Origin of the sequence: Streptomyces sp. NPDC059861 (genome assembly GCF_042731435.1) — a bacterium.
Classification (GTDB): domain Bacteria; phylum Actinomycetota; class Actinomycetes; order Streptomycetales; family Streptomycetaceae; genus Streptomyces.
On record NZ_JBHWJQ010000001.1, the window covers coordinates 229,485 to 254,552 of the forward strand.

The 25,068-nt window shown below is 73.0% G+C and carries 20 protein-coding genes; 8 read left to right on the forward strand and 12 right to left on the reverse strand.

The genetic code is table 11. From position 1 onward, the window contains the following. Positions 1 to 161 precede the first annotated feature (161 nt). The 3 genes from rsgA to ACFV6X_RS01015 form a co-directional block, all read right to left on the reverse strand. On the reverse strand, positions 162 to 1,253 hold the full coding sequence (rsgA, locus tag ACFV6X_RS01005; protein WP_385375705.1) for a ribosome small subunit-dependent GTPase A: 1,092 nt from the start codon (positions 1,251 to 1,253) through the stop codon (positions 162 to 164). 269 nt (positions 1,254 to 1,522) lie between these two features. Further along, positions 1,523 to 3,025, reverse strand: coding sequence for a cellulose binding domain-containing protein (locus ACFV6X_RS01010; RefSeq protein ID WP_385375708.1), 1,503 nt, complete (start codon positions 3,023 to 3,025; stop codon positions 1,523 to 1,525). Between the two features lie 186 nt (positions 3,026 to 3,211). Next, on the reverse strand, positions 3,212 to 4,570 hold the full coding sequence (locus ACFV6X_RS01015; protein ID WP_385375710.1) for a radical SAM protein: 1,359 nt from the start codon (positions 4,568 to 4,570) through the stop codon (positions 3,212 to 3,214). Positions 4,571 to 4,853: 283 nt separating this feature from the next. Here ACFV6X_RS01015 and ACFV6X_RS01020 point away from each other — a divergent pair, with 283 nt between their 5' ends. From ACFV6X_RS01020 to ACFV6X_RS01030, 3 genes are all read left to right on the forward strand, one after another. Beyond that, positions 4,854 to 6,098, forward strand: a complete 1,245-nt coding sequence (locus tag ACFV6X_RS01020; protein WP_385375713.1) for a D-arabinono-1,4-lactone oxidase — start codon at positions 4,854 to 4,856, stop codon at positions 6,096 to 6,098. A 153-nt stretch (positions 6,099 to 6,251) separates the two neighbouring features. After that, on the forward strand, positions 6,252 to 7,514 hold the full coding sequence (locus ACFV6X_RS01025; protein ID WP_385375716.1) for an ROK family transcriptional regulator: 1,263 nt from the start codon (positions 6,252 to 6,254) through the stop codon (positions 7,512 to 7,514). A gap of 69 nt (positions 7,515 to 7,583) precedes the next feature. Next, positions 7,584 to 10,448 carry a glycoside hydrolase family 2 TIM barrel-domain containing protein gene (locus ACFV6X_RS01030; RefSeq protein WP_385375719.1) on the forward strand — a complete coding sequence of 955 codons (2,865 nt, stop codon included), beginning with the start codon at positions 7,584 to 7,586 and terminating at the stop codon, positions 10,446 to 10,448. 22 nt (positions 10,449 to 10,470) lie between these two features. Here the strand turns inward: ACFV6X_RS01030 and ACFV6X_RS01035 are convergent, their stop codons facing one another. Together ACFV6X_RS01035 and ACFV6X_RS01040 are read right to left on the reverse strand one after the other, a co-directional pair. Beyond that, the gene (locus tag ACFV6X_RS01035) at positions 10,471 to 10,983 is read right to left on the reverse strand and encodes a hypothetical protein (RefSeq protein WP_385375722.1); all 513 of its coding nucleotides are present in this window, start codon (positions 10,981 to 10,983) and stop codon (positions 10,471 to 10,473) included. Next, positions 10,980 to 12,692, reverse strand: a complete 1,713-nt coding sequence (locus ACFV6X_RS01040) for a PHP domain-containing protein (protein ID WP_385375725.1) — start codon at positions 12,690 to 12,692, stop codon at positions 10,980 to 10,982. Before ACFV6X_RS01040 ends, ACFV6X_RS01035 begins: the two co-directional genes overlap by 4 nt. Positions 12,693 to 12,934: 242 nt before the next feature. Between ACFV6X_RS01040 and ACFV6X_RS01045 the strand changes: the two genes are divergently transcribed. Further along, positions 12,935 to 13,519: a TetR-like C-terminal domain-containing protein gene (locus ACFV6X_RS01045; RefSeq protein ID WP_385375728.1), complete on the forward strand. Its 585-nt coding sequence runs from the start codon at positions 12,935 to 12,937 to the stop codon at positions 13,517 to 13,519. Between the two features lie 48 nt (positions 13,520 to 13,567). Here ACFV6X_RS01045 and ACFV6X_RS01050 read toward each other — a convergent pair whose 3' ends face one another. Then, positions 13,568 to 14,323 (reverse strand): isocitrate lyase/phosphoenolpyruvate mutase family protein, encoded by a 756-nt coding sequence (locus ACFV6X_RS01050; RefSeq protein WP_385376259.1) that lies wholly within the window; start codon positions 14,321 to 14,323, stop codon positions 13,568 to 13,570. A gap of 75 nt (positions 14,324 to 14,398) precedes the next feature. Further along, positions 14,399 to 16,108, reverse strand: coding sequence for a DUF2264 domain-containing protein (locus ACFV6X_RS01055; RefSeq protein WP_385375731.1), 1,710 nt, complete (start codon positions 16,106 to 16,108; stop codon positions 14,399 to 14,401). A gap of 163 nt (positions 16,109 to 16,271) precedes the next feature. On the opposite strand from ACFV6X_RS01055, the gene mmuM reads away from it, so the two are divergent. Further along, a complete protein-coding gene (gene mmuM, locus ACFV6X_RS01060; protein ID WP_385375734.1) occupies positions 16,272 to 17,204 on the forward strand; it encodes a homocysteine S-methyltransferase in 933 nt (310 codons plus the stop codon). Positions 17,205 to 17,223: 19 nt separating this feature from the next. Here the strand turns inward: mmuM and ACFV6X_RS01065 are convergent, their stop codons facing one another. After that, a complete protein-coding gene (locus ACFV6X_RS01065) occupies positions 17,224 to 18,885 on the reverse strand; it encodes a carboxylesterase/lipase family protein (protein WP_385375736.1) in 1,662 nt (553 codons plus the stop codon). 247 nt (positions 18,886 to 19,132) lie between these two features. On the opposite strand from ACFV6X_RS01065, the gene ACFV6X_RS01070 reads away from it, so the two are divergent. Next, positions 19,133 to 20,146 (forward strand): hydroxyacid dehydrogenase, encoded by a 1,014-nt coding sequence (locus ACFV6X_RS01070; protein ID WP_385375739.1) that lies wholly within the window; start codon positions 19,133 to 19,135, stop codon positions 20,144 to 20,146. A gap of 73 nt (positions 20,147 to 20,219) precedes the next feature. Here the strand turns inward: ACFV6X_RS01070 and ACFV6X_RS01075 are convergent, their stop codons facing one another. Genes ACFV6X_RS01075 through ctaD form a run of 3 tightly spaced genes read right to left on the reverse strand, consistent with a single transcriptional unit; the run spans position 20,220 to position 23,012 of the window. After that, the gene (locus ACFV6X_RS01075; RefSeq protein ID WP_385375742.1) at positions 20,220 to 20,870 is read right to left on the reverse strand and encodes a ThuA domain-containing protein; all 651 of its coding nucleotides are present in this window, start codon (positions 20,868 to 20,870) and stop codon (positions 20,220 to 20,222) included. A 40-nt stretch (positions 20,871 to 20,910) separates the two neighbouring features. Beyond that, positions 20,911 to 21,279, reverse strand: coding sequence for a hypothetical protein (locus ACFV6X_RS01080; protein ID WP_385375745.1), 369 nt, complete (start codon positions 21,277 to 21,279; stop codon positions 20,911 to 20,913). Beyond that, positions 21,276 to 23,012, reverse strand: a complete 1,737-nt coding sequence (ctaD, locus tag ACFV6X_RS01085) for a cytochrome c oxidase subunit I (RefSeq protein WP_385375748.1) — start codon at positions 23,010 to 23,012, stop codon at positions 21,276 to 21,278. The genes ACFV6X_RS01080 and ctaD overlap by 4 nt, the downstream gene beginning before the upstream one ends. 223 nt (positions 23,013 to 23,235) lie before the next feature. On the opposite strand from ctaD, the gene ACFV6X_RS01090 reads away from it, so the two are divergent. Both ACFV6X_RS01090 and ACFV6X_RS01095 read left to right on the forward strand, forming a co-directional pair. Next, the gene (locus ACFV6X_RS01090) at positions 23,236 to 23,868 is read left to right on the forward strand and encodes a VOC family protein (RefSeq protein WP_385375751.1); all 633 of its coding nucleotides are present in this window, start codon (positions 23,236 to 23,238) and stop codon (positions 23,866 to 23,868) included. Positions 23,869 to 23,946: 78 nt separating this feature from the next. Then, positions 23,947 to 24,354, forward strand: coding sequence for a VOC family protein (locus ACFV6X_RS01095; RefSeq protein ID WP_385375754.1), 408 nt, complete (start codon positions 23,947 to 23,949; stop codon positions 24,352 to 24,354). On the opposite strand, the gene ACFV6X_RS01100 is transcribed toward ACFV6X_RS01095, so the two are convergent. Continuing rightward, positions 24,337 to 25,026 carry a helix-turn-helix domain-containing protein gene (locus ACFV6X_RS01100; RefSeq protein WP_385375756.1) on the reverse strand — a complete coding sequence of 230 codons (690 nt, stop codon included), beginning with the start codon at positions 25,024 to 25,026 and terminating at the stop codon, positions 24,337 to 24,339. The two genes, ACFV6X_RS01095 and ACFV6X_RS01100, sit on opposite strands and share 18 nt — an antisense overlap. Between the last annotated feature and the right edge of the window lie 42 nt (positions 25,027 to 25,068).

A 25,068-nucleotide genomic window follows, 5' to 3' on the forward strand; every position in this document is an offset into this window, starting at 1 on the left:
ACGCTGTCCAGTCTGCGCCCTGGAGAGGGGTGCGGCTGGCGGAATTCGGACACCCTGCTGTGTGACGTGCGACGTGCGCCCCGGGGGACGGGCTCGGGCGGGCGCGGCAGCGCCGCACGGCACCGGCCGGTGCCCCCACCCGTGCCCGCCCCGGGTACGTCCTACCGCTGACGCCCCCGCTTGGCCTCCATCGCGGCCCGCCCCTCGGCGCCCTTGCGCTTCCAGTCCTTGCGGATCTCCGCCCGGAGCCGGGCGTCGGTCTTGGCCACGATCCACTGGTTCTCCCGGAGCAGCTTGCGATAGCTCTCCAGCCGCCGTACCGGCAGTTCACCCGAGTCGAGCGCGGCCAGCACCGCGCAGCCCGGTTCGGCCTCGTGGGCGCAGTCGTGGAACCGGCAGTCGTCCGCCAGCTCCTCGATCTCGGCGAACACCTGCCCGACCCCGGTGCCGGCGTCCCAGAGCCCGACGCCGCGCAGGCCCGGCGTGTCGATCAGGACACCGCCGCCGGGCAGCGTCAGCAGGTTGCGCGTCGTGGTCGTGTGCCGCCCCTTGCCGTCGACGTCCCGGGCGGCCTGCACCTCCATCACGTCCTGTCCGAGCAGCGCGTTGGCGAGCGTCGACTTGCCCGCGCCGGACTGCCCGAGCAGGACGGACGTCCCCCCGGCCACGACGGCGGCGAGTACGTCCAGTCCGTCCCCGCCGACGGCGCTGACCGCCAGCACGGGCACGCCCGGCGCCGTGTTCTCCACGTCCTGCACGAGGTGCGAGAGCGTCACCGCGTCCGGGACCAGGTCGGCCTTGGTCAGCACGACCACCGGCTGCGCCCCGGACTCCCAGGCGAGGGCGAGGAAGCGCTCGATGCGGCCGAGGTCGAGCTCGACGGCCAGCGACACGGCGACGATCGCGTGGTCGACGTTGGCGGCGAGGATCTGCCCCTCGGACCGCTTGGAGGAGGTGGAGCGCACGAAGGCGGTACGGCGCGGCAGACACGTCCGTACGTAGCGGGGAGTGCCCGCGGGTTCGACGGCGACCCAGTCGCCGGTGCACACGACCCGCAGCGGGTCGTGGGGCGTGACGAAGGCGGTGTCGGCCCGCAGCACCCCGCCGGCGGTGACCACGTCGCACTGACCGCGGTCGACCCGGACCACCCGCCCGGGCAGCAGCCCTTCGGAGTCGTACGGGGCGAACTCGTCCGCCCACGCGTCGTCCCAGCCGTAGGGAGCGAGCGCGGTGGAAACAGAGGTGGAAGACAACAGGGTGACCCTTCACAAGGGTGGCCCCGGCGGGGCGCGCACGGACGGCGCGCGAAAGCGTGGAGTGTGTCAGCCGGTGGCCACGGAGGTGGACTTGATGAGTTCCTGGGTGCGGGCAGCGCACAGCACGGCGACAGTCATCGGGTCTACACCTCCTCGACACACACTCGGTGGTACGGCGGCGGCATCGGGGCCACCGCCGGTTGCGCCCTCACTCTAACCGGGCGCCTCGGTGCCCCGTCAACGCGTTTTCTGCGCACCGGAGACCTTCAGGCCCCCGAGCACTCCCGTCCGTTCAGCGTGAAGTCGTACGCCGGTGAGTTCCTGCCGCGCCAGGAGGCGAGGAAGCCGAAGGCGAGGCTGCCGTCGGCGGCGACGGTCCGGTTGTAGTCGGCGGCGGTGGCGGTGACGCGGGAGCCGCTCTGGCTGACGTCCGCGTCCCACATCTGGCCGACCTGCTGGCCGTCCCGGAAGGTCCAGGCGACCCGCCAGTCGTCGAGGGAGCGCTCGGTGGTGACCTTGACGGCCGCCTGGAATCCGTCGGGCCACTGTCCGACGAGGTCGTAGGTGACGTGGCAGGTCGGCCGGGCGCTCGCGCCGGGCGCCGGCCGGGTCCGCGCCGTGGGACCGGTCGTCGAGCCCTGGGGTTCGGGGTCGGTGCCCTCGTGCGCGGACGGCGCGGCGGAAGTCTCCTTGCCCGAGGGCTTCGGAGAGGGCGACGCCGGCTGCGAGGGGGTCCGGGTGACGGCCGGCAGGGAGAGGCCGGGACCGGCCACGGGCCGGCGGTCGGCGGCGTCCGTGGGTGCCATGGCGCCGTCACCGCTGTCGCCCTGCTGCATCAGGGTCACGGCGAGGGCCAACAGGGAGACCAGGACGGCGGCGACGAGCAGGCCACCCCGCAGCACGCGTGCCTTGTCGGTACCGGCCGGGGCCGCCTCGTCGTCGGGGTCGGGGGCGTCGGGGCGGCCGGCGCCGAGGCGTGCCTCGGCGGCGCGGCGGCGGCGCTCCAGATAGGCGAGGCCGCCCCAGCCGACGACGCCGCCGGCGAGGGCGCCGGGCAGGCCGCCGCCGTGCAGGCGCAGACAGGCGGCGGCCTCCGCGCACTGCACACAGCGGGCGAGGTGCCGGGAGAGGTCGTCGGGGGTGTCGGAGAGCGGTGAGCGGGTGACGGCGTCGAGGAGCCGGGCGTAGCTGCGGCACTGCGGGTCCATCGGTGTGTCCAGATGGTTGCGCAGGCAGCGGTCCCGGAACAGGCCGCGCACCTCGGTGAGTTCACCGGCGACGCCGCTCGGGTCGAGGCCGAGGCGGCGGGCGAGCACGGGCAGCGGCAGGGCCTCGACCTCGGCGAGCCACAGCAGTTCGGCGTCGGGGCCCTGCATGTCGCGCAGGGCGCGCAGCGCGAGCGGGCGGCGCAGCGGGGGGCCGGTGTGGCGGGCGGCGCCCTCGGAGTTGAGCCACAGGCGCAGTTCGGGGTCGAGCCGGTGGCCGTGGCCCTGCGTCTCCCAGTCGGCCGCCGTGGTGCGCACGGCCGTCAGGAGCAGGGCCATCCGGGGCAGCCGGGGCTGCCGGAGCCGGCGGCGGCCGGCGATCGGGTCCGGTCCGGACCCGGCGGTGCGGGCCTCGCGTATCCCGAGCGCGAACGCCTCGCGGGCGAGTGCCGTCGCGGCCGCTGATCCGGCCGTGCACAGGTCGGCGTACGAGAGCACCGTGTCCCAGCACTCGGAGAACAGCGCCGCCTCGGTGGCGTCCTGAGGGGTCGGCAGGTCGGGCATGGGTCTCCTGCATCGTGCGAGGTCAACTCCCCATAACGACAGCGGGAGTTGTGGGGAAACCTCGGGCAGGGCAAGAGCCTTTCACGGTTCCGACACAACTGACAAGCGGGGTATTCAAAACGCCGCGAGGGCCCGATCGCGGTCCATCGCGATCGGGCCCTGCGGGACGGTGCGGGCCGTGTCGTCCTACGGTGTCACCGTGGCGGACGGCTCCGGTGCCCCCTGCTGCGTCTGCGACTCCTCCTGGGCCGGGAGGCTGTCCATGAAGGAGCTGACGGAGAAGACCGCGTTGCCGGGGCCGGGCGGGCCGTAGCCGGGAGGCGAGGAGAGGCCGAAGTCGTCCATGGTGGCCCGGTAGGCCTCCAGCAGCCGGATGTGGTACTCCAGCGGGGCGCCCTGCGGGTTGGCCTTGCCGAGCGGGGTGGTGGGCTCGGGGCACCAGGTGGTGAACCGGGGCGTGATGCCGTGCGACATGAAGAACCGCAGGCCCTCGGTGGTCGACGCGATGGCCTCGTCGACGGTCGTGAACCCGAACGGCTCGGCCATCTCCACGCCGGCCACGAAGTTCGGGATCACGTTGCGCGCGCCGAAGATCTCCGCCGAGTCCAGGATCCGCTTGTGCCACTCGTCCCGGCCGACGTAGCGCTCCTTGCCCGGGCAGTACAGCTCGAACAGCCGCCGGTCCCAGACCTCGTAGTTGGGGTGGTAGATCTGCACGCCGTAGTCCTTGAAGCGCTGGACGTCGTCGCGCGGCAGCGCCTGGGCCACCACCTTGCCGATCCAGCGGCCCGGGAAGCGGTCCTCGATTGCCTTGGCGTAGTGGCCGTAGAAGTCGGCCTCGTCACGTCCGGCGACGGTCTTGGTGATGGCGCCGCCGGTGAGCGTGTAGGCGGTGGACGCCTTGGCTGTGTCGTACCGGTCGATGATCTCCAGGGCCTCCAGGACCTCCTCGACGTCCTTGACCCCGGTGTACGGCCGGCCGGCGGCCTTGTGCTGGCGCCAGTTGTGATTGATGTCGCAGTACTGGCACTCCTCCTTGGCGCCGAAGTACTGGCAGACCCGGAAGACGGTCAGGTAGATCAGGTAACCCCACTGGATGGTCGGGGCCACCTCCATGACGGACTTCCCGTTGGACAACTTGTGCCGGTAGTACTCCGGCATAGGCGGCACACCGACGTCGGCGATGCGCCTCCCGTCCAGATAGAGGCCGAGCAGCCCGTCCTCGCCGGCGGCGACGCGGTAGGGCGAGGCAGGGTTCACCCGCACCGACACGACGGTCCGGCGCAGGTCGTAGGGGCCTCCGGTGAGGATGATCTCCTCCGGCGGCCGGCGCAGCGCCGCCTCGCCCAGCTCGGGCAGGGTGCCGTGGTCGAAGGAGAAGATGAAGTACGACTTCGGCTTGACCTCGCCGCCCTCGTTGTCGCTGAGCGCGGAAGGATCGAAGGCGACGCCGCCCCGGAGCAGGTCCTCCTTGAAGACGGCTTCCCGCGGCACGTGCGGGAAGCGCTCCATCAGATCCTCGACGAGCGCGGTGCGGCTGCTCATCCCGTGACTCCTCCCTGCGACGGCCTGCTGCGGTGTTCGACTCCTCACGGTATGCCCCCTGCCTCCGGGACCGTGCAGCCGGGTCCGGCGCGAGCACCGGAAGGCGAACGAAACGGACACCGCCCGGCGGACAGCATACGGTGGCGCACCTGCCGCTTTTCGCCAGGTTCGTCACCGCGGTCGCCGAGCGGCGGCCCGCACCGGCCCCCAGGCCGGGCCGCCGGACGCGGGTGGTTTGCTGATCCCCGACGTCGACACGTTTCGTCGGGAAGAAGGCGACCGCATGACCGGGACCGTGACCAACTGGGCGGGCAACATCACCTACAGCGCCGAGGAGCTGCACCGCCCGCCCAGGCTCGACGCGCTGCGCTCGCTCGTCGCGGGCAGCCCGCGGGTGCGGGTCCTGGGCAGCGGGCACTCGTTCAACGAGATCGCCGAACCGGGCCCCGAGGGCACGCTGCTCTCCCTGGACGCGCTGCCGCCCACGATCGAGGTCGACACGACGGCCCGCTCGGTACGGGTCTCGGGCGGCGTCCGTTACGCCGAACTCGCCCGCCGGGTCCACGCGCACGGCCTCGCGCTGGCCAACATGGCGTCCCTGCCGCACATCTCGGTCGCCGGTTCGGTGGCGACCGGCACGCACGGCTCGGGCGTGGGCAACGCCCCGCTGGCCGCGGCGGTGCGCGAGGTCGAACTGGTCACGGGCGACGGCGGGACCGTCCGGATCGGCCGGGGTGAGGAACGGTTCGCGGGCGCGGTCACCTCGCTCGGCGCGCTCGGCGTGGTCACTGCGCTCACCCTCGACCTGGAGCCGGCCTTCGAGGTCGAGCAGCACCTGTTCACCGAACTGCCCCTGGAAGGACTGGACTTCGAGACGGTCATGGCGGTGGGGTACAGCGTCAGCCTGTTCACCGACTGGCGTGAGCCCGGTTTCCGGCAGGTGTGGGTCAAGCGCCGTACCGACCAGCCGCTGCCCGGCTTCCCCTGGGCGGCGCCCGCGACGCGGGCCCTGCACCCGGTGCCGGGGATGCCCGCGGTGAACTGCACCGAGCAGTTCGGCGTGCCCGGGCCCTGGCACGAGCGACTGCCGCACTTCCGGGCGGAGTTCACGCCGAGCAGCGGTGCGGAGTTGCAGTCGGAGTATCTGATGCCGCGGGCGTCCGCGCCCGGCGCGCTGCGCGCCCTCGACGCGATCCGTACCGTCATCGCGCCGGTCCTGCAGACCTGCGAGGTGCGCACGGTGGCCGCCGACGAGCAGTGGCTGAGCCCCGCGTACGGACGGGACAGCGTGGCGGTGCACTTCACCTGGGTCGCGGACACGGCGGCGGTGCTGCCGGTGGTACGACGGGTGGAGGAGGCACTGGAGGCGTTCGACGCGCGGCCGCACTGGGGGAAGGTGTTCACGATGCCGGGGACGGTGCTGCGGGAGCGGTTCCCGGAACTGCCCGGGTTCCGGGCACTGGTGGAGGATCTGGATCCGGCGGGTAAGTTCAGCAACGCCTTCGTGCGAGGTGCGCTGGCCGGCTGACACGTCCCGCGCCCCCTTCCTCACCCGCTTCCCCCGAACCCCTTTCCCCACCCCCTTTCCTAACCCCTTGTCGAAAGTCCCCGCAGCCCATAGCCTGTGCGCCGCGCCGGTGCCGATGCCGCCCCGGCGGGCCGAGGGGATGGAGGCTGGGGGATGAGGCGCGGCACATCACGTGACATCCGCACCGCGAACCGCTACGAGGTGCTGCGCCAGATCATCGCCGAGTCTCCCACCTCGCGGCAGGAGCTGGCCGCCGCGACCGGTCTGAGCCTCGCCACCGTCGCCACGCTGGTCGGCGAGCTGCTGGGCCTCGGCATGATCACCGAAGTCGGCTTCGAGGACTCGGCGGGCGGCCGGCCGCGCGGTCTGGTGGCCGTCAACGCCTCCGGGGGCGCGCTGATCGGGGTCGACATCGCGGAGACGTACGTCCACGTCGAGCTGTTCGACCTCGCGCTGAACGTCCTCGCCCGCGCCGACGAGGAGATGCGCCCCGGCGAGAGCCGTCCGGAGCAGGTCGTCGGCCATGTCGCCGCCGCCGTGGACTCGGTGGTCGCGCAGGCCGGCGTCGAAGACGCGCGCGTGCTCGGCGTGGGGGTGTGTGTGCCGGGGCAGGTGGACCGCGACGCGGGCGTCGCGGAGTACGCGCCCAACTGGGCCTGGCACGACGTGCCCCTGCTGGGCCTGCTCGCCGAGCAGATCTCCCACCCGCTGCACCTGGACAACCCGTTGCGGGCCTGCGCGGTGGCCGAGTTGTGGTTCGGGGCGGCGCGGGGGCGCGGTGACGCGGTGGTGGTCAACCTCGGGACGGGGGTGGGCGCCGGGCTGGTCCTGGGCGGCGGGCTGCACCGCGGCGTCAGCAACAGCGCAGGCGAGTGGGGCCACACCACCCTCGTCCTGGACGGCAGGCTGTGCCACTGCGGCAACCACGGCTGCGTGGAGACCTACGTGGGCGCTCCCGGCATCATGCAGCACCTGCGCGAGCTGAGCCCGGACAGCCCGCTGCTGCACCCCGAGGACCAGACGGCCACCGTCGACGCCCTCGCCCGCGCGGCGGGCGCGGGCGACCCGGTCGCCCTCAAGGTCGTCCAGGACACCGCCCGTTACCTCGCCGCCGGTATCGCGGACCTGGTCAACCTCCTCAACCCGGAGGTGGTCGTCCTCAGCAGCTGGGTCGCGGCGAGCCTCGGCGAGCCCCTGCTCACCGAGGTGCGCGCGGCCGTGGCCCGGCACGCGCTGCGGCGGCCCCTGGCCGCCACCGAGATCGTCCTCTCCCCCATCCCCACCGACCCGGTCTCCCTCGGCGCGGCGACGTTCGCCCTCGAAGGCGCCCTGCAGTCCGCGGGCGCCCCGCAGAGGACGGCACCGACCGCACGGCGGTCCCGTCACCCGGTCGGGTGGACAGCCACCGGGGACTGATCGTCCCGGGGAAGGAGCTGAAGGTGCCCCACTCGAAATCTCGGTATCAAGGGCTGACCTAGGAGACCGATGTCCCTGCGCACCACCACACCTGCCGTCGGCTACGTCGAGGACGTCGCACCGGGCCACGGGAGCCTCCCGCCCCGTGCCCGCTACACCTCCGACGCGGCCTCCGTCTCCCTCAACGGCGACTGGCGCTTCCGGCTGTCGCCGGCCGCCGACGCCGAGGACGACTCCTTCGCCGGGCCCGGGTACGACGCCACGGGCTGGACGGAGATCGCCGTCCCCGGCCACTGGGTCCTCCAGGGCCACGGGGCACCCATCTACACCAACCACCTCTACCCCTTCCCGGTGGACCCCCCGCGCGTCCCCACCGAGAACCCCACCGGCGACCACCTCCGCCACTTCGACCTGCCCGAGGGCTGGCCGGAGACCGGCGACGCGGTCCTGCGATTCGACGGTGTCGAGTCCTGTGCGCGGGTCTGGCTGAACGGCACGGAGCTCGGCGAGTTCAAGGGTTCCCGCCTGCCGCACGAGTTCGAGGTCGGGAGGCTGCTGGAGCCGGCCGGCAACGTGCTCGCCGTCCGGGTCCACCAGTGGTCGGCGGGCTCGTACCTGGAGGACCAGGACCAGTGGTGGCTGCCGGGCATCTTCCGTGACGTCACCCTGCTGCACCGCCCGGAGCACGGCGCGCGCGACCTCTTCGTCCACGCCTCCTACGACCACGTCACCGGCGAGGGCACCCTGCGCGTCGACTCCGACGTGGCCGGCCGGGTCACCGTCCCGGAGCTGTCCGTCGACGTGGCCACCGGCGAGCCGGTCACGGTCGCCGTGGAGCCCTGGACGGCGGAGACCCCGCGCCTCTACGACGGCGTGCTGGCCACCGAGGGTGAGCGGGTCCGGCTGCGGATCGGGTTCCGCACCGTGTCGGTCGAGGACGGCCTGATCAAGGTCAACGGAAGCCCGGTCCTCTTCAAGGGCGTCAACCGGCACGAGTGGCACCCCGAGCGCGGCCGCGCCCTCGACGTCGAGACCATGCGCGCGGACGTGCTGCTGATGAAGCGGCACAACGTCAACGCGGTCCGCACCTCCCACTACCCGCCGCACCCCGCCTTCCTCGACCTGTGCGACGAGTACGGCCTGTGGGTGATGGACGAGTGCGACCTGGAGACGCACGGTTTCACCGAACAGTCCTGGCGCGACAACCCCGTCGACGACGACCGCTGGACCCCGGCCCTGCTCGACCGGGCGGCCCGGATGGTCGAGCGGGACAAGAACCACCCGTCGGTCGTCGTCTGGTCCCTCGGCAACGAGGCCGGCACCGGACGCGGGCTGACCGCCATGGCGGAGTGGATCCACGCCCGCGACGACTCCCGCCTCGTGCACTACGAGGGCGACATCGACTGCCGTGACACCGACATGTACTCGCGGATGTACGCCCGTCACGCCGAGGTCGAGAAGATCGGCCGCCGCCTGGACGGCGGTACGCACAAGCGCCGCGGGCTGCCCTTCATCCTCTGCGAGTACGGCCACGCGATGGGCAACGGCCCCGGCGGTCTCGCCGACTACCAGCGGATCTTCGAGTCGTACGACCGGCTCCAGGGCGGCTTCATCTGGGAGTGGATCGACCACGGCGTCACCCACCCCCAGCTGGGTTTCGCCTACGGCGGCGACTTCGGCGAGGAGTTGCACGACGGGAACTTCGTGTGCGACGGGCTGGTCTTCCCGGACCGGACGCCGTCGCCGGGCCTGACGGACTTCAAGAAGGTGATCGAGCCGGTCCGGATCGAGGGGGACGGCCCGTCCGGCACCGTGCGGGTCACCAACGCCCACGACTTCGCCGACCTGTCCGCGCTGGCCTTCGAGTGGTCCTGCCAGGTGGACGGCGAGACGGTCGAGTCCGGCCCGCTGTCCGTCCCGCCGCTCACGCCGGGCGAGTCGGCCGACGTGAAGCTCCCGGCACCGCCCGAGGCTCCCGCCGGTGCGGAGACGCAGTGGACGGTACGGGCGCTGCTCGCGCAGGACACGCCGTGGGGCGAACGGGGCCACGTGGTCGCCTGGTCCCAACTCCCCCTCAGCAAGCGGGAGCCCGCCGTCCTGTCGGCCACCGCACGCCCCACCGCCGACGGGCCGCTCGTCCGTCTCGGCCCGGCCGTCTTCGACGCCCGCACGGGCGCGCTGCGGACCATCGGGGGCGTCGAGGTGACGTCACCGCCCCGCCTCGACGTCTGGCGCGCCACCACCGACAACGACGACGGCGCCCCCTGGCAGTCCGACGCCCGCCACGGCCCGCTCTGGCGCAAGCTCGGCCTGCACCGGATGCAGCACCGGCTGGACGGCGTGGAGTCGGCGGAGGACGCGCTGACGGTACGGACACGGGTGGCGCCCGCGGGCGCCGAGGTCGCCCTGCGGACGGTGTACCGCTGGACGGCCGACGGCACCCGGTTGCGGCTCTCCGTCTCCGTGACGCCCGAGGGCGACTGGCGACTGCCCCTGCCGAGGCTCGGCGTCCGCCTCGGCCTGGCGTCGGCGGACCGCGTCACCTGGTTCGGCGGGGGCCCCGGTGAGGCGTACCCCGACACCAGGTCGGCCTCGATGCTGGGCCGCTGGCACTCGACGGTCGACGCGCTGCAGACCCCGTACGTCCGCCCGCAGGAGAACGGCGCCCGCGCCGACGTCCGCTGGGCGGAACTGGGCGGTCTGCGCATCGAGGGCGACCCGGAGTTCTGGTTCACCGCCCGGCGCTGGACCACCGAGCAGCTGGACGCGGCCACGCACCTGACCGACCTCACGCCGGGCGGGACGGTGTGGGTCAACCTGGACCACGGCCAGATGGGCATCGGCTCCCAGTCCTGCGGGCCCGGCGCCCTCCCCCGGTACCACCTGCACGCGGGCCCCGGCACGTTCGCCTTCGTCTTCACCGAGACCGGCTGAGCGACCGTACGGCGACCGGCCTTCAGTGGTCGGCGCAGCAGGGGGTCGGGTCCGGTACCTCGAAGGGGGTCAGTGTCCCCCCGGCCGCCGGCTGGACGGCGAGCACCAGCTCGCCGTCCTGCCACTGCGGCCGTACGTGGTCCCGGGTGACGACGGCGGTGTCCGCGGCGGGCGGTTCCGTCGTGCCCAGGACGGTGACGCGGGCGATCGCGGAGCGGGACAGCAGCTCCGCGACCGTCACCGTGCCGGTGAGACCGGCCGCGCCCGGGTAGAGCACGGCGCGGCCCACCTCGTCGGGAGCGCCGTCCGTCACCTCGTGGCCCTGTGCCGTCAGCCGCCGACGGGCAGACAGCAGGGCCGCCTCCGACTCCACCGCGAAGGACAGCGCGACCCGGGGACGCTCGTCCCGGACGAGGTGCGTGCAGCCGAACGTGCCGTCGGAGAGGGCGAGTTCGGCCGTCAGCGCCTGGAGGAGGTGGTCGGCCTCGCGCAGGTCCTTCAGGCCCGCGTCGACGGTGAGGACGTACGAGGTCACGAGGGCAGGACCCACACCGGGTTGGAGTAGAACCACAGGTCCAGCCACGGGTCGGCGTCGCCGACGACGTCGAGTGCCGGGCCCGCCGGGTCCACGGCCGCGCCCATCGCGCCGACGGCGCCGCGCTTGCCGTCGGTGCCGCGCAGCCGGACGTAGACGGGGCGGTCGACCTTGCCGAGGTCGTAGGTGAGGCGGACGGTGCCGCTGGACCTGTTGACCTCGTACGACTTGACGACCTTGGCGGTCGGCGCGGTGAAGGTGTCCTTGTCGGAGACCTCGCCCGTCACGTCGCCCTGGATGACGTCGACGCGGGCCAGCGTCGGGAGGAAGCCCGCCCAGTTGGGGCCGCCGGCCAGTGCCACGTCCACGGTGAGCGTGACCTTCGTGCCCTTGCGCACGTGCAGGGCGCCGCCGAGCGTGGCCCAGCGGCTGCCGCCGGAGACACGGACATCGAGTCCGCTGATCAGCTGACCGTGGTCGACCCAGATGCGGCCCGCGCGGATGCCGTCCATGACGGCGGCGTAGGAGAAGCCGTCGGCGCCGACGTGGGTGCGGCTGTAGTAGCCGGGCCAGTAGTCGCCCTGGCTGACGTCGATCTTGCCGGCGTAGACCGGGTCGTCGTAGCGGCCGTTGGCGTTGAAGTCGCCGCCGCCGCGCGCCGCGGTGTCGGCGTAGATCTGATGGGAGTCGGAGTTGGCGGTGATCCACCAGGGCTTGCCCTCGGCCAGGAGGCTGTCCCACAGGCCGCCGACGGTGGCGGTCATCCAGTCGAAGCCGCCCCAGGTGCGGTAGCTCTCCAGCGGGTAGCCCGCGAAGGAGTCGGCGCTGGGGTTGTTGTCGTAGATGCCACGGGCCCGGCCCATGCCGAGCGGTGCGGGGATGCCGGCGGCCTGGTGGCCGGGGGCGCCCTCGAAGCCGACGGCGATCTGGTGGCTCGCGGGGGACGCGTCACGCCAGGCGCGGATCTCGTGCGGGGAGTCGACACCGCGCCGCGCCGGGTGGTTGGCGAGCATCAGCGCGTCCCTGACCTTGCGCCGCTTCACCTGGTCGGAGAGGAAGGCGAGGCCCGCGACGGCCAGCGCCTCGTTGGCGGGCGAGGAGCCGGAGGCGTTCTTGACGCTGCCGTCGTAGTCCGTCTCGAACTGCTTTAGGACGGAGACCTCGTTGCGGCCGGGGTGCACGAAGACCGTGCCGTGCTCGGCGGACGGGATGTTCCACTCCAGGCCCTGGAAGACGAGGGTGTCCTCGTAGGCGGCGCGGGCCTGCTGGATGTCCGGGTTGACCTTCTCCACACCGATCTTGGCGTGGGTGGTGCTGCCGTGGTCGGTGATGACCAGCCAGTCCATGCCATGCTTGGCGCCCTGGCGGACCTGGTCCACGACGCGGTACTTGCCGTCGCTGCTGTACTGCGTGTGGATGTGGTGGTCACCGGCGAGCCACAGGAAACCCTTGCCGTGGCGGTTACCGGGGGCGGCGGCCGCGGGGACGGCGCCCGTGGCGGCGGCGGCGCCCGACAGCACGCTGCCGGCGGCCAGGCCCGCGCCCAGCAGACCGGCGCGGCGCAGCAGCGAGCGGCGGGAGCCCTGCTCCGGGGTCAGGGCGTCGTCGGGCACGGAGGTGTCGAAGGCGGCCGGCAGCGCCGCGTGCTCGTGGCCGTGGTCGTGGTCATGCCCGTGATGGTGATGCCCGGGTCCGTGGCTGTGCCCCATGATGCGCCTCCTGGATCAGCGACGCTGCTGCGCCTGTGAGGAGAATCGAGGCAGCAGATGAACTTTCAACGGCCTTCGTGTGATCCGCGGGCGTCAAGGGAGCGACCGCTCGATCCCACGCGCACCATTCCCCCAACTTGCCTTGTCCGCAACGGCATTCACAGCCAAGTCCGGGCGCCTCTCCCCTCCCGTGCCCCCCTGGGTCGTAACCTGGACCGCTCAGGTCTCGAAGGGAGGTGTCCATGGCCAGAGCCGGCCTCACCGTCGACCGCCTGGTCGCGGCCGCCGCCGACCTCGCCGACGAAGTCGGCTTCGACCAGGTCACGCTCTCCGCGCTGGCCCGGCGCTTCGGTGTCAAGGACGCGAGCCTGTACTCGCACGTCCGCAACCTCCGGGACCTGCGCACCCGCATGGCCCTGCTCGCGGGCGGCGAGATGATCGACCGGATCGCGGAGGCGGTGGCGGGGCGGGCCGGCAAGGACGCGCTGGCCGCCTTCGCCGGCGCCTACCGGGAGTACGCGCTCGCCCACCCCGGCCGGTACGCCGCCACCCAGGTCCGCGTCGACCAGGACCTCGTCGCCGACGCCCCCGCCATGCGGCGCACCGCCGACATCACCTACGGCATGCTCCGCGGCTACGGCCTGGACGAGCCCGATCTCACCGACGCCGTACGCCTGTTGCGCAGCAGTTTTCACGGTTTCTGCGCACTGGAGGCCTCCGGCGGCTTCGGCGCGCCACGGGACGTGCAGGCCTCATGGGAACGGGCCGTCGACGCCCTGCACATCGCACTGGAGCACTGGCCCGCGCGCTCCGCTCCACGGCCGTAGGAACCCCCGTCGGTCGGCCGGACCGCGAACCCCACGGCGGCGGCCGGGTCAGCCACTGAGCGCCTGCACGTCGTCGTACGTCGGCGCCGGGCCGTGGGGCGCCCGGCCCTCCCGTACTTCCGCGACGGCCTCCAGGGCCGCGCCCAGCGCACGCCGGTAGAGCAGCGAGCCGAGGCTGACGCGGCGCACACCGAGGTCGGTGAGGCAGGTGAGGGTGGGGCCGGACGGTGAGTAGAGGACGTTGAGGGGCACGTCGAGGTGTTTCACGAGTGCGGCGATCTCGGCGGGGTCGGTGAGCCCGGGGACGAAAACGCCGTCCGCGCCCGCCTGTCGGTAGGTGTCGAGGCGGGCGAGTGTCTCCGCGCGGCGATCGTGGCCGCCGAGCCAGTACGTGTCCGTGCGGGCGTTGACGAACAGGCCGGGGGCTGCCGACTTGACAGCGGCGGTCTTCGCCGCGTGCCGGGCGGCAGGGGCGAGGCCGTCCTCCAGGTTGATGCCGACGGCACCGACGACCGCCAGCTGCCGCGCGAACTCCCCCACCTCTTCCGGGACCTTGCTGAAGCCGCCCTCCGCGTCGACGGAGAGCAGGAACGGCCCCCTGCCCAGCGTGAGGGCCAGCCGTAGCGTCTCGTCCCGGGTCCCCGCCGCCCCGTCGGGGAGCCCGGCCGCCGCGGCGACCCCGAGGCTGGTCGTGCCGATCGCCGTGAAGCCCTGCGCCGCGAGCGCCCGGGCCGAGGCGTGGTCCCAGGCGTTGGGGAGCAGCAGGGGTCCGGCGCTGTGGTGGAGTGCCGCGAAGCGGGTCATGGCAGCCATGACCGCACGCTAGGCGCGGATCGCTTCGGCCCCGGCCGAAGTGTCGGGGTTCGGCGGCGCCCGGTCTCAGATGGCCGTCACCGTCCAGGACGGCGCTGTGGTCGCCTCGTCCGACACCGTGAACCGGAAGCGCGCGGCGGATCCGGAGGCCCACCGTACGTGCAGCTCGCAGCCATCGCGCACGTCCACCGAGACCAGCCGCGGAAGCGGTTGCGGATCCGCCTCCCCGCTCAGCCGGGCGAGGACGACGAACAGTCCGGGTGTGCCGGTGACGGTGCCGGTGAGGGTGTCGTCGAGCCCGACGACCGGGACGAGCTCGGCGCGCGGGCCGTCCCCGGCCGCCCACCCCGTGACCCGTACCGGGGTCCCGGCCGTCGCGCCCGCCACCAGATGCGCGCGGACCTCCACCGCGCCCTCGGCGGCCACCAGGCTCGTGACCCGGATCCCGTCACGGACGGTGTGCCGGGAGGCCGCCCAGCCCTCGCCCACCCCGAGCGGCACGATCTCCGTCCGGCTCGCGTCGCCCCCGACGATCACGCTGTTGTCGTACGACGCCGAAGGGACCGTCACGGTCGAGTAGGCGAGCCGCGCGTAGTAGGGGTCGTAGCGCACGTCCTCGCTGCCGTGGTTGTGTAGCCGGACCACGCCGTCCGAACGCGTGGACTGCACCAGCCAGTTGGGCGGCCCGACCGGCGTGACCGCGTCGGCCCGGTCCGTCGGACCCGGTTCCTCGGTCGCCGTCCACGCCTCGTCACCGGATGGCAGGAGGAGGCCGAGGAAGCCCTTGCCGGCCCAGTACGGGGACGCCGGACCGGAGTAGGCCTGCAGCAGCGCCTCGTCGGGGCCGTGCCAGCCCAGGGTCAGCAGTCCGTTCTCGTCCACCGCTGCCCGGTCCAGGAAGTACCGCAGCGCGCCCGACGCCAGCCGCCGGGTCTCCCCCGGGGCCAGCGGGGTGTGGCCGGTGAGCGCGCCCAGCCACAGCGGGGCCGCGGTGGCGAAGCGGTAGGTGAGGGAGCGGCCCTGGTGCATCGGGGCGCCGTCGGCTCCGAACAGGCGGGCGTAGCCGTCGAGATACCGGGCGAGCCGGCCGCCGTACAGCTCCAGCAGCCGGCTGTCCTCGGCGAGCCAGGCGTGCAGGACCGGGTAGAGGTGCATCGCCCAGCCGTTGTAGTGGTCGAACCTGCGGCCGTACCCGTCGGTGTACCACCCGCCCCCGACGTACCACTCCTCGATGCGCTCCAACCCCCGGTCGATCGCCGTGCGGGACGCCTCCGTCGCGTGGCCGACGTCCTGGAGGAACCCGCCGACCGTCACCGGGAACAGTTCCCAGTTGTTCGGCCAGGGCCGCGCCGTGAGCGCGTCGGTCAGCCAGGCTGCCGTCCGCCGACGTACGGGGTCGTCGAGCCGGTCCCACAGCAGTTCGCGGGTCAGGCGCAGGCCGAGGGCGATGGACGCCGCCTCCACCAGGGGCTGGCTGCGGTCCAGGACACGGGGCCAGACGCCGGCGACGCCGGCCGCAAGCCCGTCCGCGTACCGCTCGAGGACGGTGCCGTCCTGCCGGAAGGCCGCCAGCAGAAAGGTACGGGCGTAGCCCTCCAGGCCGTCCGAGAGCCTGCCGGACGAGCTGGTGTGGTCGCCGGGCAGGTCGTAGAGGGCGTGGTCCTGGGTGGCGTACGGCTCCACGGCGGCGAGCAGGGCGTCGGCGGCGGCCTCCCAGTGGGCACGTGTGTAACCGGTGTACGGGCTCCGGGTGCGGTCGTCCGGGGGCAGATCCATCGGCGGGCTCCGTTCGGCTCCTCGGTCGGGTCGTGCAGGCTGACGGCTGGACGGCACCGCCGTTCGGCAAGCGCTTTCCGGCATTCCCGGTCGGCAAGGCCGGTGCCGAGTCGGCGAAATGTTCGGGGGCGAGACCACGACTCCGTCGACTAGCGTCGGTGACATGACCAGCAACACCCCGGGAGCCCCGCTCGGCCTCGCCGAGTCCCTCGCCGCCGGGACGGTCGTGCTCGACGGCGGTATGTCCAACCAGCTGGAGTCGGCCGGGCACGATCTCGGCGACGAGCTGTGGTCGGCGCGGTTGCTCGCCGAGCGGCCCGAGGCGATCACCGAGGCGCACCTCGCGTACTTCCTGGCGGGCGCGAGCGTGGCGATCACCTCCAGCTACCAGGCCACCTTCGAGGGCTTCGCGAAGCATGGCATCAGCCATGACCGGGCGGCCGGACTGCTGCGGCTCAGCGTGGCGGCGGCGCGCGTGGCGGCGGCGCGGGCGGCGGCACGGGGAGTCACCCGTCCGCTCTGGGTGGCGGCCTCGGTCGGGCCCTACGGGGCGATGCTCGCGGACGGTTCGGAGTACCGGGGCCGCTACGGGCTGACGGTGGACGAGCTGGAACGCTTCCACCGCCCCCGGATGGAGGCCCTCGCCGCCGCCGGTCCCGACGTGCTGGCTCTGGAAACGGTCCCGGACGCCGACGAGGCGACGGCCCTGCTGCGGGCGGTGCGCGGGCTCGGCGTGCCGGCCTGGCTGTCGTACAGCGTGACCGGCGACCGCACCCGCGCCGGCGGGCCGCTGGAGGAGGCCTTCGCCCTGGCCGCCGACGTGGACGAGGTGATCGCGGTGGGTGTGAACTGCTGCGCGCCGCAGGACGTCGACGCCGCCGTCGCGCTCGCGGCCCGGGTGACCGGCAAGCCGGTGGTGGCCTACCCCAACAGCGGCGAGGCCTGGGACGCCGAGGCACGCGCCTGGAGCGGCGGCTCCACGTTCACGCCGGAGCAGGTCCTGGGCTGGCGCGGCTCCGGCGCCCGACTGATCGGCGGGTGCTGCCGGGTGGGGCCGGAGGCGATCAGGTCCGTCGCGCGGACGCTGGCGGGTTGACCGGGGACCCCGCCCGTCGTCAGTGCCGTCGGGCGCCGCTGGTGCGACGCAGGAGTCGTACGACCGACCGCATCTCCGCGTTGCGGGGAGGCGCGCCGTCCGTCGCCGGGGCGGACGCGGCGTCCCGGTTGCCGAGATCGGCGGTCCACAGTGCGAACTCCCGGTCGCGCGGCCCGTAGGCGGTGTACGGCTCCTTCGTCGGCCCCCGCTCCCCCGCCTCAGCCCGCGCCCCTGCCTCACCTCGCCCCGCCGGCCCGTCCCGCTCCCCCGCCTCGCTCTCGCCGAAGATCCGCACCGGGTGCGAGTCGTCCCACGGCTGCCAGCCCGGGTCGCCGTCTGCCGCGAACCGCACCCATGCCGTGTGCATCGCGTCGCCCAGCTCCGTCGGCGCGCCCCAGCCCGCCAGCCGGGCCGACTCGGGAGCTTCCCCGGTGTTGAAGACGAAACCGAGCTCCAGGGCGTGGCAGGCGCCGAGCCCGGGCCGCAGCGAGGGCCAGGCGAACTCGTAGACGTACGCCGATCCGGGGCGGGCGTCGGCCAGCCGGTGCAGTGGCCGGCGCAGCAGGTGGTCGGTGACCAGCTGGCCGACGATCTCGGCGGTGCCGGCCTCGGGGTGCAGGGCGCGGTAGCCGCGCGGCACCTCGTGGCCGCAGCGGCAGCGGGCCATCGCGCCCGCCAGGGCGACGGCGCCGAGCCGGTCGATCCGCTCCAGCAGGCCACCGGGCACGAGCCAGAGCCGGTACTCGTCGCGGGTCCAGCCCAGCAGCAGGTCGACGCCGGACGCGGCCTCCCCGTCGACCAGCGCCTCCAGGGGGTCGCGGGGTACGAGGTCGCCGTCGACGACGATCCCGAAGGCCGGTCCGCCCACCACCGGGCTGCTGAGCCGGCCGACCTCGGCCTGGGTGCGCAACAGCAGTTCGGGATCGACGGCGGCGAAGGCCTCGGCCGTCGCGGGCACCTTCAGCCGGGCCGCCATGCGGCGCACCATCCGCCGTACCTTGTCGCGCTCGACCACCTCCGGCGGCCCGCTCTGCAGGACGGCCCGCCGGAACAGGCCCTGCGCCTGCGGTGCGGCGATCAGGGCGCCGGCGCTGATCGCCCCGGCCGACTGCCCGGCCAGGGTCACACGGCCGGGATCCCCGCCGAAGGCCCCGATCGACTCCCGCACCCAGCGCAGGGCGGCGAGCTGGTCCCGCAGGCCGGGGTTGGCGGGGGTGTCCGGGAACAGGCCGTATCCCTCCACGCCCAGCCGGTAGTTGACGGAGACTAGGACGACACCGTCGCGCGCGAAGGAGGTCCCGTCGTACACGGGAACGCACGACGATCCCCTCGTCAGGGCGCCGCCGTGCAGCCACACGAGCACCGGGAGGCGGGCTCCCGGGGCGGGTTCGGGGGTCCAGACGTTGAGGTTGAGGCAGTCTTCCCCGGGGACGACCGGGTCGCACAGGTACTGGGCGAACGCCTCCGAGTACGGCGGCTTCGGCGGCGTGGGGCCGAAGGCGCCGGCGTCGCGCACACCGTCCCACGGCTCCGGCGGCACGGGGGGCCGAAACCGGTTCCGGCCGAAGGGGGGTGCCGCGTAAGGGATTCCGCGGAAGACGGCGACGCCGTCCTCGTGGCGGCCGCGCACGGCCCCGTACGGCGTCCTGACCACGGGGCCCGCCACCTCTGACGCCGTCATCCGCCCACCACCCTTCGCCGCGCCTGTGCACCGCTCCGGTCAGAGCATCACATCACCGGGATGTGTTCCGGCGCACGAGCGGGGAGTCGGGGCTCGGGTGGGCTGTTCGGCGTACACGCCGCCGTGGGCGAAGCGACCACGCCCGACCGCCGATTGCTCCTGTGCCGGACCCGGATCTACGGTGGACGGGTCGTCGGAGACGCTTCCACCCGGCCTCGCCTCCGCTCCCTCACTCCCCAGGAGGGTCATGCCCAGCGCCCCGCCGCCCAGGGCCGTGTTCGCCATGGATCCGGTGCACCTTCCGCTGCTCTTCCCCGCTCCGCTCCTCGCGCGGTTGCGGCAGGCGGTGGACATCGATCCGGCAGTCGTCGTACGGGACTTCACCGACCCCGGCGTCACGGAGGTGCTGTCCCGCGCCGAGGTGCTGATCACCGGCTGGGGCTGTCCGCGGCTGGGCGAGGACGTACTCACCGCGGCTCCGCGGCTGCGCGCGGTGCTGCATGCCGCCGGCTCCGTCCGCTCGCTCGTCGGCGAGGCCCTGTGGAAGCACGGCGTCGCCGTGTCCAGCGCGGTCACCGGCAACGCGGTGCCGGTGGCGGAGTACACGCTCGCGATGATCCTGCTCGCCGGAAAGGACGTCTTCGCCCACCGGGAGCGCTTCCGCGCCACCCACGCCCGACCGGCCGCCGCGCAGACGGCGGCGACAGGGAACCTGGGCCGCCGCGTCGGCGTCGTCGGCGCCTCCCGCGTGGGCCGCAGACTCCTCGAACTGCTGCGACCCCACGACTTCGAGATCCTGCTCCACGACCCCTACGTGGACGCCGCCGGGGCATCCGCGCTCGGCGCCCGCTGGTTGCCGCTGGAAGCCCTGCTGGCCGGGAGCGACATCGTCACCCTGCACGCCCCCGACATTCCCGGAACCCGCCACCTGCTGAACCGGGAGCGCCTCGCCCTGATCCGGGACGGCGGGGTGCTCGTCAACACCTCACGGGGCGCCCTCGTCGACCACGCCGCCCTCACCGACGAACTGGTCGCGGGCCGTCTCGGCGCGATCCTGGACGTCACCGAACCCGAACCGCTCCCGGCGGACTCCCCCCTCTACACCCTCCCCAACGTCTTCCTCACCCCGCACATCGCCGGTTCGCTCGGCAACGAGCTGGAACGCCTCGGCCACATCGTCTGCGAGGAACTGGACCGCCTGGCAGCAGGCCTGCCCCTCGCCCACCAGGTCCACCACGCGGACCTGACGCGGGTCGCCTGACCTTCCGGTGCCGGACGCGGCGACGGCCCTCGCGGTGCACGCCGCCCGCCGATCAGGGGAGCAACGCCGCCGATCAGGACAGCAGCCCCGCCGCCCAGCCGATCCCGCCCCGCAGATGGGTGCGGAAGTCGGGGTCCGCGTAGGCCTCGGAGGCATGCCCGAGCGCCGTGTAGAAGACGCGGCCGGCGCCCTGCTCACGGCACCAGACCAGCGGATGGTCCTCGCCCATCCCGCCGCCCTCGTACGAGGTCTCGTCGGCGGACACGAGGACGCGCGCCGCGCCACGCGGGCCGGGGCGGAAGTCGTACCACTCGTCGGTGAAGTGCCAGACGGCCGGCAGATGCCGGGTCGCGGGATGGGCGCGGTCCACCACGAGCGCCCTGCCCGGCTGGTACGCGGGGTGGCGGGCGAATCGGGCGCCGAGCAGTTCGCCGTAGTACGGCCAGTCGTACTCGGTGCAGGCCGCCGCGTGGACGCCGGCGAAACCCCCGCCCGACCCGACGTACGCGGCGAGCCGCTCGCGGCCGGGCGGGGTGAGGACCTCGCCGCTGGTGGACAGGAAGAGCACGGCGGCGTACTCGTCCAGCGGGGCCTCCAGGGCCGCCGGGTCCTCCGTGTGCTCGATGTCGAAGGACCCGAGAGCGTCCACCGCGGCCACGGCGTCCGGTATGGAGTCGTGGCGGTAGTCGCTGGTGCGGGTGTAGACGAGGAGTCGCGCTGCCATGGGACACGAGCCTAGGCGCGAGCGGGCGACCGCGCTGCCGTCACGATCCACGGATCAGCAGCAGAGCCGCCGAGCAGCCGGAGACCAGAAGGCACGCGCAGGCGGTGTGGACTCTCAGCAGGACCCGACGCAGCTCGGCGTAGCGTGTTTCGTATTCGCCCCGCAGGTACTTGGCCCGGTCGGCGGTGGCCTGCAGGGCCTGCCGTGTGAGGCCCATGCGCTGCTGTACGTAGTGCTCGGTGAGGTCTTCCGCCTGCCCGGTCGTGAGCCAGGGCAGGCGGCCGCAGAGCGCCGCGGCCTCGGACCGTGCCTGCTCCCGCTCGGCCTGCGCGAGGAGATAGCCCTCGGCCTCGTTGGCGAGCACGGCGCCCTGTGCCTCCTCGGGGGTGCCGGAGCGGCCGGATCTCATGATCGCTCGCCTCCGCGCCGGTCGGCCGCCCGGACGGCCACGTTGCCGTGGTCCTCCAGCTCGTACTGCCGGCTGATGTCGGGGTGGTGCAGGTCGAACGCCGGGGATTCGCTGCGGATCCGCGGCAGGGTGAGGAAGTTGTGCCGCGGCGGCGGGCAGGAGGTCGCCCACTCCAGCGAGCGACCGTAGCCCCATGGGTCGTCGACGCCGACCGGCTTGCCGTACTTGGCCGTCTTCCACACGTTGTAGAAGAACGGCAGGACCGACAGGCCGAGCACGAACGAGCTGATCGTCGAGACCGTGTTCAGGGCGGTGAAGCCGTCGGCCGCCAGGTAGTCGGCGTACCGGCGCGGCATGCCCTCGGCGCCCAGCCAGTGCTGGACCAGGAAGGTGCCGTGGAAGCCGATGAACAGCGTCCAGAAGGTGATCTTGCCGAGCCGCTCGTCGAGCATCTTGCCGGTCCACTTCGGCCACCAGAAGTGGAAGCCCGCGAACATCGCGAAGACGACGGTGCCGAAGACGACGTAGTGGAAGTGCGCCACCACGAAGTACGAGTCGGAGACGTGGAAGTCCATCGGCGGCGAGGCCAGGACGACACCGGTCAGACCACCGAAGAGGAACGTCACGAGAAACCCGGTCGCCCAGAGCATCGGTGTCTCGAAGGACAGCGAGCCCTTCCACATCGTGCCGATCCAGTTGAAGAACTTCACACCGGTCGGGACGGCGATGAGGAACGTCATGAAGGAGAAGAACGGCAGCAGCACACCGCCGGTGACGTACATGTGGTGGGCCCACACCGTCAGGGACAGACCCGCGATCGCGATGGTCGCCGCGATCAGACCCGAGTAGCCGAACATCGGCTTGCGGGAGAAGACCGGGACGACCTCGCTGATGATGCCGAAGAACGGCAGCGCGATGATGTACACCTCCGGGTGTCCGAAGAACCAGAAGAGGTGCTGCCAGAGCAGTGCTCCGCCGTTGGACGCGTCGAAGACGTGGGCACCGAACTTGCGGTCCGCCTCCAGCGCGAACAGCGCGGCCGCCAGGACCGGGAAGGCGAGCAGGACCAGGACACCGGTCAGCAGCACGGTCCAGGTGAAGATCGGCATGCGGAACATCGTCATGCCGGGGGCGCGCATGCAGATGATGGTGGTGATGAAGTTGACCGAGCCGAGGATGGTGCCGAAGCCGGAGAAGGCCAGACCCATGATCCACATGTCGGCGCCGACACCCGGCGAGCGGACCGCGTCCGACAGCGGGGAGTAGGCGAACCAGCCGAAGTCGGCAGCGCCCTGCGGGGTGAGGAAGCCGGCCACCGCGATCAGCGAGCCGAACAGGTAGAGCCAGTAGGCGAACATGTTCAGCCGCGGGAACGCCACGTCCGGCGCGCCGATCTGCAGCGGCATGATCCAGTTCGTGAAACCGGCGAACAGCGGCGTCGCGAACATCAGCAGCATGATCGTGCCGTGCATCGTGAACGCCTGGTTGTACTGCTCGTTCGACATGATCTGGGTGCCCGGACGGGCGAGCTCGGCGCGCATGAAGAGCGCCATCACGCCACCGATCAGGAAGAACATGAACGACGTCGACAGGTACAGCGTGCCGATCGTCTTGTGGTCGGTGGTCGTCAGCCACTTCACCACGACGTTGCCGGGCTGCTTGGCCCTGACCGGCAGCTCGTTCGCGTAATAACTCTCAGCCGCCGAGTCCTGCGGTTCGTCGAGAATGCTCACGAGCTGTGTCTCCCGGTGTTCATGACTGGACCTGGTGATGACCGCAATCCTGGCCGCGCGGGGCGAAGGATCGGCTCCGGAGCGGGCGAAACACGGCAGACCTGCGGGCGATCCCACCCGGATGCAGTACACGACCCACACCGATGGCCCTCCGACGGCAGGCCACCCATCGCGCCGCACAGGTGTTCCATATGGGCGAGCGCGTTGCGTAGCCTCGGCGACGATGAACACGATTCCCGCACACCTCGACCACCTTGTCCTCGCGACCCCGGATCTGGCGGCGACGGTCGCCGAGTTCGCGCGGCGCACCGGTGTGACGCCGGTGACCGGCGGTTCTCATGTCGGTCTCGGCACCCGCAACTACCTGGTCGGCCTGGGCGGAACCGGTTACCTGGAGATCATCGGCCCGGATCCCGAGCAGTCCACGCCCGGCGGCCCCAGGCCCTTCGGCGTCGACGAGCTGCCCGCGCCACGCACGCTGACCTGGGCGATCAGCCCGCCCGACCTGGACGCGGCGGTGGCCTCGGCACGGGCGCGGGGCTACGACCCCGGCACACCGCGGGCGATGAGCCGCCGCACCCCCGACGGCACGCTGCTGCGCTGGCGCCTGACCGACGGCGCGGCCGCGCACCCCTCCGGCCTGGTCCCCTTCCTCATCGACTGGAGCGCCGCACGCCACCCCTCCGCGACCGGCCTGCCCGTCACCCCGCTGCTGTCCCTGACGGCCACGGCCCCCGACCCCGCCGAGATCCGCCCGCTCCTGGCGGCCCTGGACACCGAACTGCCCCTCGCGAAAGGCCCGGTGGGGCTGTCGTTCACGGTGGACACGCCGAAGGGGCCGGTGCGGTTCGACTGAGCGGGTTGACCGCGGCGCCCGCGCTCGCTGTCCGTTTCCTTCAAGACCCCTGCCCCGCCTCTGCCTACCGTGGGCCTCATGACTCCACGATTCGATGCCATCGGCCTGGTCGTCTCCGACATGGCCGCCTCCGTCGCCTTCTACCGCCGCCTGGGATTCGCGTTCCCCCAGGGAGTGGAGGAGCAGCCGCACGCGGAGGCCGGGCTGCCGGGCGGGCTGCGGTTGCTGCTGGACACGGAGGAGAGCGTGCGGTCCTTCCATGCCGGGTGGCGGCCGCCCACCGCGGGCGGCCGGGCCTCGCTGGCGCTGCTGTGCGACGGACCGGGCGAGGTCGACGCGGTGTACGAGGAGATGGTGGGCGCGGGCTACCACGGCGAGCTCAAACCGTGGGACGCCTTCTGGGGCCAGCGGTACGCCGTCGTGAACGACCCGGACGGCAACGGCGTCGACCTGTTCGCCCCGCTGCCGTCAGCCGCCGCCGAGTAGTTCGCCCGGGGTGGCGCCCGTCAGGTCCCTGACGTCGCGCGCCAGATGCGGCTGGTCCGCGTAACCGGCCTGCACGGCGGTCTCCGCGAGCGGCAGGCCGCCCCGCGCGAGGGTCAGGGCCCGTTGCAGGCGCAGCACGCGGGCGAGCGTCTTCGGGCCGTATCCGAAGGCGGTCAGCGCCCGGCGGTGCAACTGGCGAACTCCGAGGCCGAGTTCGTCGGCGGTCGCGGCGACCGGGCGGCCCGCGTCCAGCGTCGTGACGACCCGCAGCAGCAGCGGGTCCGGCGGATCGGCGTCGGCCGCGAGGGCCAGCGCCGCCTCCTCGAGGCCGCGCGCGGGATCGGCGGCCGCCTCCACCCGCGCGGTGAGCCGACGTACCCGCGCGTCCGGCCAGAGGTCGGCGAGTTCGACCCGCCGGTCGCGGACCTCGTACGCGGGCAGACCCAGGAAGGTGGGCGCGGTGCCCGGGAAGAAGCGGACGCCCGCCCAGGCGCCGTCGTCGCCGTCCGTGCGGTGCGCGCGCGTGTCCGGGCCCGCGACCAGCAGGCGCCCGTCGTGCCAGAGCAGGTCCATGCAGCCGTCGGGCAGCACCCGCCCCGCGCCGGATGCGGGGCACGGGGTGTTCGTCCACACCACCGCACCGCCCAGCCGTGACACCCGCTCCACGTACACGCGGCCAGGCTACGCCGCGCGCCCGGGCCCGGGGCGAAGTCC